Below are 7,157 nucleotides of genomic sequence, written 5' to 3'. Positions count from 1 at the left end.
ATATGAGTTAGTTTAGAAGGGAAGAACGCATGTGGTAAAACCAGTTGTGGCTATTGTTGGTCGACCAAACGTAGGGAAATCAACCATTTTTAATCGTATAGTAGGAGAAAGAGTATCAATAGTAGAAGATATACCTGGAGTTACTAGGGATCGCATCTATAGTTCCGGTGAATGGCTAAATCAAGAATTCAGTATCATTGATACAGGGGGTATTGATATTGGCGATGAGCCATTTCTTGCTCAAATTAGACACCAAGCGGAAATTGCGATTGATGAAGCAGATGTCATTATTTTTATGACAAGTGGTCGTGAAGGTGTGACGAGTGCGGACGAAGAGGTTTCAAAAATTTTATATCGCTCTAAAACACCTGTTGTTTTAGCTGTAAATAAGGTAGACAACCCTGAAATGCGAACAGATATTTATGACTTCTATGCACTAGGATTTGGTGAACCGATTCCTATTTCAGGCTCACATGGGATAGGACTTGGAGATTTACTGGATGAAGTCGTTAAACACTTTCCTAAAGGCGGAAACGAAGAATATGATGAAGAGATTATTAAATTCTCATTAATCGGTCGTCCGAATGTAGGGAAGTCATCGCTTGTAAATTCTTTATTAGGTGAGGACAGAGTCATTGTAAGTGATATTGCTGGAACAACAAGGGACGCGATAGACACAAAATACACAGTTGACGGAAAAGAGTACGTCATCATTGATACTGCTGGTATGAGGAAAAAAGGAAAAGTCTATGAAAGCACTGAGAAATACAGTGTGCTCAGGGCTTTAAAGGCTATTGAACGCTCTGACGTTGTACTCGTTGTATTAAACGGTGAAGAAGGGATTATCGAGCAGGATAAAAAAATTGCTGGTTATGCCCATGAAGCTGGTAGAGCAGTGGTGATCGTCGTTAATAAATGGGATGCAGTTGAAAAAGACGAGAAAACAATGAAGGAATTTGAACAGAAAATTCGAGATCATTTCCTATTCCTTGATTATGCACCGATTGTGTTCCTATCGGCAAAAACAAAACGTCGCATTCATACCCTGATTCCAATGATTGATATGGCAAGTGAAAATCATTCAATGCGTATTCAAACAAATGTGTTAAATGATGTCATCATGGACGCTGTTGCAATGAATCCAACACCATCGGATAAGGGGAAACGACTACGAATTTATTATGTCTCACAGGTTGCAGTTAAGCCACCAACCTTTGTTGTATTTGTGAATGAACCTGAGTTAATGCATTTTTCATACGAACGTTTCTTAGAAAATCGCATTAGGGATGCTTTTGGATTTGAGGGTACACCAATAAAGGTTATTGCGAGAGCTAGAAAGTAGGAAGGGGTGGAAGGAATGGAAAAAGTAACAGTTGTTGGAGCTGGTAGTTGGGGTACTGCACTTGCACTAGTCTTGGCTGACAATGATCATGAAGTTCGAATATGGTCACATCGACAGGACCAAGTTGACGAAATTAATTTGAAGCATACGAATTCCAAATATGTTCCATCAATTGAACTTCCAGAAACAATCACTGCATATTCTGATTTAAACAAGGCGTTGGAGGAAGTAAAAACGATTGTTCTTGCAGTTCCAACAAAAGCAATTCGGGAAGTTCTTCAAAAGATAAGTCAGGTTATTTCAACGCCATTAACAATTATTCATGTGAGTAAAGGAATTGAGCCAGATACATTAAAGCGAATTTCTGAAATGATTGAAGAAGAAATGCCTTCAAATTTGTTAAACGATGTTGTTGTTCTTTCAGGGCCAAGCCATGCTGAGGAAGTGGTGCTTCGTCATCCGACGACTGTAACTGTTTCATCTAAAAATATGGAAATTGCTGAATATGTTCAGGATCTATTCATTAATCAGCATTTCCGAGTATATACAAACCCTGATATTATCGGCGTCGAAATCGGTGGGGCGTTAAAGAATATCATTGCTTTGGCTGCAGGAATTACAGATGGTCTCGGATATGGAGATAACGCAAAGGCTGCACTTATTACTCGCGGCTTGGCTGAAATTTCACGTTTAGGGAGCAAAATGGGTGCAAATCCATTAACGTTTGCCGGATTAACTGGAATTGGAGATTTAATTGTAACGTGTACAAGTGTTCATTCTCGTAACTGGCGTGCTGGAAATTTACTTGGTAAAGGGCAAAGCCTTGAAGAAGTCCTTGAAAATATGGGAATGGTTGTAGAAGGTGTTAGAACGACAAAGGCAGCGTATCAGTTAGCTAAAAAAATGGATGTGTCCATGCCGATCACATTTGCCCTATATGACGTTCTTTTCAATAATCAATCACCAAAAGATGCAGTTGATCAATTAATGGCCAGAGGGAAAACAAACGAAATGGCAGACCTCTTTAACTATCTAGAAAATGGAACAATGTAAAAATATATCACACAAATGCCCTTTTTCTGCATATGATGGCAAGGAGAATAACAAATAGCGGGATTTTCTAACTATTTCGCACAGCAAGAAAATTCTAGTGAATAAAAACTTTGCACTTTCCCTGCGAAAAATAGGCAGAAGACGATACATTTCATGCCGTTTTCGCATAAAATGCAACGTAGTATACTGTGGGTCTGAGCGATTGGATAATAGGGAATATTTAGTTTTACACTTGCTGAAGTAAGGGTGCCCCTCCTTACTTCAGCTTTTTTGATGTTCTGATAAGTTTACGACATTGCCTTAGTCTATAGATGCGGATTATGATATAATATTTGACGGAATGTTAGAGTTGGACAAGGGAGTGAAAAAGGTGACACCAGGATTACTAAAAATGTGGATTTCATTTGCAGGAATGGCATTTATGGCTATTGCAGTCATAGCCATTTATCTTAGCCGATATAAACTAAAGGGCTTCCTCAAAGGAATTGTAGCTACGATTGCATATCTTTTTATGATTTTAGCAGGAATTATTATTTTCTTAGTTGTGTTTAGCGGACCTGTTAGTGAGTAAAGATACAAACATAAGGATGGTATTAATATGAGAGTTACGGTACAACTGTTGGTCATTGTTTTTTCATTATCATTACTTACAGGGTGTCTTTACCCGCAAGATAAGCTCGCTCAAAATCAACTTCCATATGAGGATCAAATTGCATCTGTTCAGCGGGCAGTTGAACAATTTCAAGAGGCTTCAGGGGGACTTTTACCAATAAAAACAAGAGATATGGAGACCCCAATTTATCAAAAGTATCCGATTGATTTTATTAGGCTTTCACCAAAATACATAGCTGAACCTCCTGGAAATGCTTATGAAACGGGCGGGGTTTATTTATATGTGTTAGTAAATGTAGAAACAAACCCAACTGTAAAACTTTTAGATGTTCGTATTTCAGAAAAAATTAGGGAACTGAACATAAGGGTACAGATGTATCGTTCATCAAATAATTATGCTCCTTTTAAGGAACAGCTTCAAACCAATGTATTTACGTTGGATTATAGCAAGTTGGGCTTGAAAGAAGAACCTTTTGTTGTTAGTCCCTTCACAGGAAAAAACTTGCCGCTTCTGATAACGAGCAACAATGAGATTGTTGTAGATTATCGAATTGATTTATATGAGTATTTATCAAAGTTTGAGCATAAGTATCAAACAGGAGATGATATTCGGGATATTTTAGTAGATAACTCGATGTTCGTTCCGACGGATTCTCTACCATATACAATTAATGAAGCAAATGAACCAATTTTTTTAGATAATTAAGTCATGAACCCTTCTTTTAGACATAAACTCTAAGAGAAGGGTTTTTTACTTTTGTTAATGTGTTCAAAGAGTGTAAGAAATATAGCATGCTAGGGAGTTTTTGAAACGGTCTTTTTGAACTCAATATTGCTGCTACATATGATGGGGGAATTTTTTTTTAGAAATAGTCATATTTGATTAGGACAACGTCATACAAATATAATGTCCTAGAATATGTAGTAAACGGATAAAATTATCCCAAGAACTGTAAAATCGGGAGGGATCACACTTGGAAAAGGTAGATATTTTCAAAGATATCGCTGAGCGTACTGGTGGCGATATATATTTAGGAGTCGTTGGTGCAGTAAGAACAGGCAAATCTACTTTCATAAAGAAGTTCATGGAATTAGTAGTCTTACCTAATATTGGTAGTGAAGCTGATAAAGCTCGCGCACAGGATGAACTGCCACAAAGTGCTGCTGGTAGAACAATCATGACAACTGAACCAAAATTTGTTCCAAATCAAGCTGTCTCTGTTCATGTTGAGGAAGGGCTGAATGTAAACATTCGCCTTGTGGATTGTGTTGGATACACAGTGCCAGGTGCAAAAGGATATGAGGATGAAAATGGGCCTCGTATGATTAATACTCCTTGGTATGAAGAGCCAATCCCGTTCCATGAAGCAGCAGAGATTGGCACTAGAAAAGTTATTCAGGAGCATTCTACAATCGGTGTTGTTGTAACAACTGATGGCTCAATTGGAGAAATTCCTAGAAGAGATTATATTGAAGCAGAAGAGCGTGTTATTGCGGAATTAAAAGAGGTAGGCAAACCATTTATTATGGTTATTAACACAGTCCATCCTCATCATCCGGAAACAGATGCTCTCCGCCAACAATTAAATGAAAAATATGATATTCCAGTTTTGGCGATGAGCGTTGAAAGCATGCGTGAGGCAGATGTATTCAATGTACTACGTGAAGCACTTTATGAGTTCCCAGTCTTAGAGGTAAATGTTAATCTACCAAGCTGGGTAATGGTCTTACGTGAGGATCATTGGTTAAGAGAAAGCTATCAGGACGCTGTAAAGGACACAGTCCAAGATATCAAGCGTTTACGTGATGTTGACCGTGTCGTTGGCCAATTTAGTGAGTATGACTTTATTGACCAAGCTAGCTTAGCTGGAATCGAAATGGGTCAGGGTGTAGCCGAAATTGATTTATATGCTCCAGATGATTTATATGACCAAATTCTTAAGGAAGTTGTGGGCGTTGAGATTCGCGGAAAAGATCATCTCTTACAACTTATGCAAGACTTTGCCCATGCAAAAGCGGAGTATGATCAAGTGTCAGATGCGTTAAGAATGGTGAAGCAAACTGGCTATGGAATTGCAGCACCTGCGCTGTCTGATATGAGCCTAGATGAGCCTGAAATCATCCGCCAGGGTTCAAGATTTGGGGTTCGCTTAAAGGCTGTTGCACCATCTATCCACATGATTAAGGTAGATGTTGAATCTGAATTCGCACCGATTATTGGTACAGAAAAACAAAGCGAGGAATTGGTCCGTTACTTAATGCAAGACTTTGAGGATGATCCACTTTCAATCTGGAATTCAGATATCTTTGGTAGATCATTAAGTTCGATTGTACGTGAGGGCATCCAGGCGAAACTATCCTTAATGCCTGAAAATGCACGCTACAAACTAAAAGAAACCCTTGAAAGAATCATTAACGAAGGATCAGGCGGATTAATTGCTATCATATTATAGAATTTAGGCTCCTTTTAAAGGGAGTCTTTTTTTATTGAATTTTTATTTCCCAGCCAAGAACACCCGTTACTATAGTTATGGGATGAATTGGCAGGTTTTGTATATTTGAATGAAATACCAATTGACGAACAAATGTTCCTGGTGGTAAAATATAGGTGAAGATGAGGTGATATAATGAAAGAAACAAAGGAATATAGAACCTATCAAATTGTTATTAAAAAAGAGCATAAACTGTTCGAGTATTTTGATGAATTATGCTTAAGCAGTAACAATTTGTATAACACAACGAACTTTTACATTAGACAAGTCTATACAGCTATAAACAACAAGAAGAATCTTCAGCCATTACAAAAAGAAGTGATGGAAACCATCTATAAAAACCTCGCTAAAATGAATGACAAACAAACCATTGCCTATTTCAAAAAACTACGTAATGAAGAAACAAAATCAAAGGAAATTAGAAAAGAAATTAGTTTAAATCTATTTGAGGCACCATCAAGGGAAAAGTCCTTTCTAGGTTACAACTTTCTCGATTGTTTTTTTAAAACGATCAAACAAAAAGATTATTATTCTCTGCCGGGGCAAATCAATCAACAAACCATAAAAAATGTTGTTCAAAATTGGAAAAGCTTCTTTTCTCGTTTGAAAGATTACAAGGAAAATCCACATAAATATAAAGAAAGACCTTCAATACCAGGATACTTACCAAAAGGAAGTAGAAAAGAAGTGGTGCTGTCAAACCAAATATGCAAAGTAGTCGGCGGAAGATTTGTTAGATTTCCTAAGATGAAAACACAACTTAATATTGGCAAGTTGGTCAATATGAAGAGTACATTTCAACAAGTACGTATTGTTCCTAAATACGGTGAATTCATAGTTGAGTTAGTTTATCTTATGGGTGATAAACGTGAAGTTGTAGCAAAAAAAGAACGTTGCATGAGCTTGGATTTAGGGGTAGATAATATTGTAACCGCTGTTTTTAACCATGATATTGCACCAATCCTTTTCAAAGGTGGAAAGTTAAAAGCGATTAATTAATGGTACAACAAACTAAGAAGCCTATACTACGCAGCACTCAGAAACGGAAAAGGTCCTAAGGAAGGTGGTTTTTACTCGAAACGTATAGTGAAATTAGACCGTGATAGACATGTGAAAATCAAAGATTTTCTTCATAAAGTGAGTTTTAACATTGTAAAAATAGCGCAGGAGCATCAGATTGATACCATTGTGATTGGAAAAAATAAAGAATGGAAACAAAATAGTCATTTAGGTAAGAAAAATAATCAAAAGTTTGTTCAAATTCCACATGCCTTGTTAATTGGCCTTATTACATACAAAGCGAATGCTAAAGGCATTGCAGTTATTGTTACGGAAGAAAGTTACACATCGAAAGCAAGTTTTCTGGATGGAGATTACATTCCGACCTTCAAAATGGGGAATAAAGAAACACATATCTTCAGTGGAAAACGAATTCATCGAGGGTTGTATCGCTCAAAACATAACATTTTGATAAATGCAGATGTAAATGGAGCAGCAAATATTCTTAAAAAAGTAGTCCCGAAAGCTTTTGCCAACGGGATAGCGGCTGTGTGTTCCCAGCCTCTTGTGGTCAATGTACTTTAGTACCAACCCAGAAACCCGTGACATATGTCATGGGAGGTTCATATAAACAACAGCTAATTTGCTTACAATAAGCG

Annotated in this window: 5 protein-coding genes and 1 pseudogene; all 6 read left to right on the top strand. The window is 37.3% G+C overall.

What is annotated here, in order from left to right; translation table 11 throughout:
- Positions 1 to 31 precede the first annotated feature (31 nt).
- The 6 genes and pseudogenes from der (at position 32) to V7147_RS25245 (ending at position 7,083) form a co-directional block, all read left to right on the top strand.
- Positions 32 to 1,342, top strand: coding sequence for a ribosome biogenesis GTPase Der (gene der, locus V7147_RS18645; RefSeq protein WP_335369337.1), 1,311 nt, complete (start codon positions 32 to 34; stop codon positions 1,340 to 1,342).
- 15 nt (positions 1,343 to 1,357) lie between these two features.
- Positions 1,358 to 2,395, top strand: coding sequence for an NAD(P)H-dependent glycerol-3-phosphate dehydrogenase (locus V7147_RS18640; RefSeq protein ID WP_335369336.1), 1,038 nt, complete (start codon positions 1,358 to 1,360; stop codon positions 2,393 to 2,395).
- 370 nt (positions 2,396 to 2,765) lie between these two features.
- On the top strand, positions 2,766 to 2,966 hold the full coding sequence (locus tag V7147_RS18635) for a DUF2768 domain-containing protein (protein ID WP_335369335.1): 201 nt from the start codon (positions 2,766 to 2,768) through the stop codon (positions 2,964 to 2,966).
- A 27-nt stretch (positions 2,967 to 2,993) separates the two neighbouring features.
- Positions 2,994 to 3,713 (top strand): hypothetical protein, encoded by a 720-nt coding sequence (locus V7147_RS18630; protein WP_335369334.1) that lies wholly within the window; start codon positions 2,994 to 2,996, stop codon positions 3,711 to 3,713.
- 268 nt (positions 3,714 to 3,981) lie between these two features.
- A complete protein-coding gene (gene spoIVA, locus V7147_RS18625) occupies positions 3,982 to 5,460 on the top strand; it encodes a stage IV sporulation protein A (RefSeq protein WP_335369333.1) in 1,479 nt (492 codons plus the stop codon).
- 174 nt (positions 5,461 to 5,634) lie between these two features.
- A pseudogene (locus V7147_RS25245) lies at positions 5,635 to 7,083 on the top strand (RNA-guided endonuclease InsQ/TnpB family protein).
- Positions 7,084 to 7,157 lie beyond the last annotated feature (74 nt).

The sequence above is a fragment of the Bacillus sp. JJ1521 genome, from assembly GCF_036965165.1.
In the GTDB taxonomy this organism is placed as follows: Bacteria; Bacillota; Bacilli; order Bacillales; family Bacillaceae_L; genus Ferdinandcohnia.
Note: the sequence above shows the minus strand (reverse complement) of the source record. Positions and strands in the feature narration are given on the sequence as shown.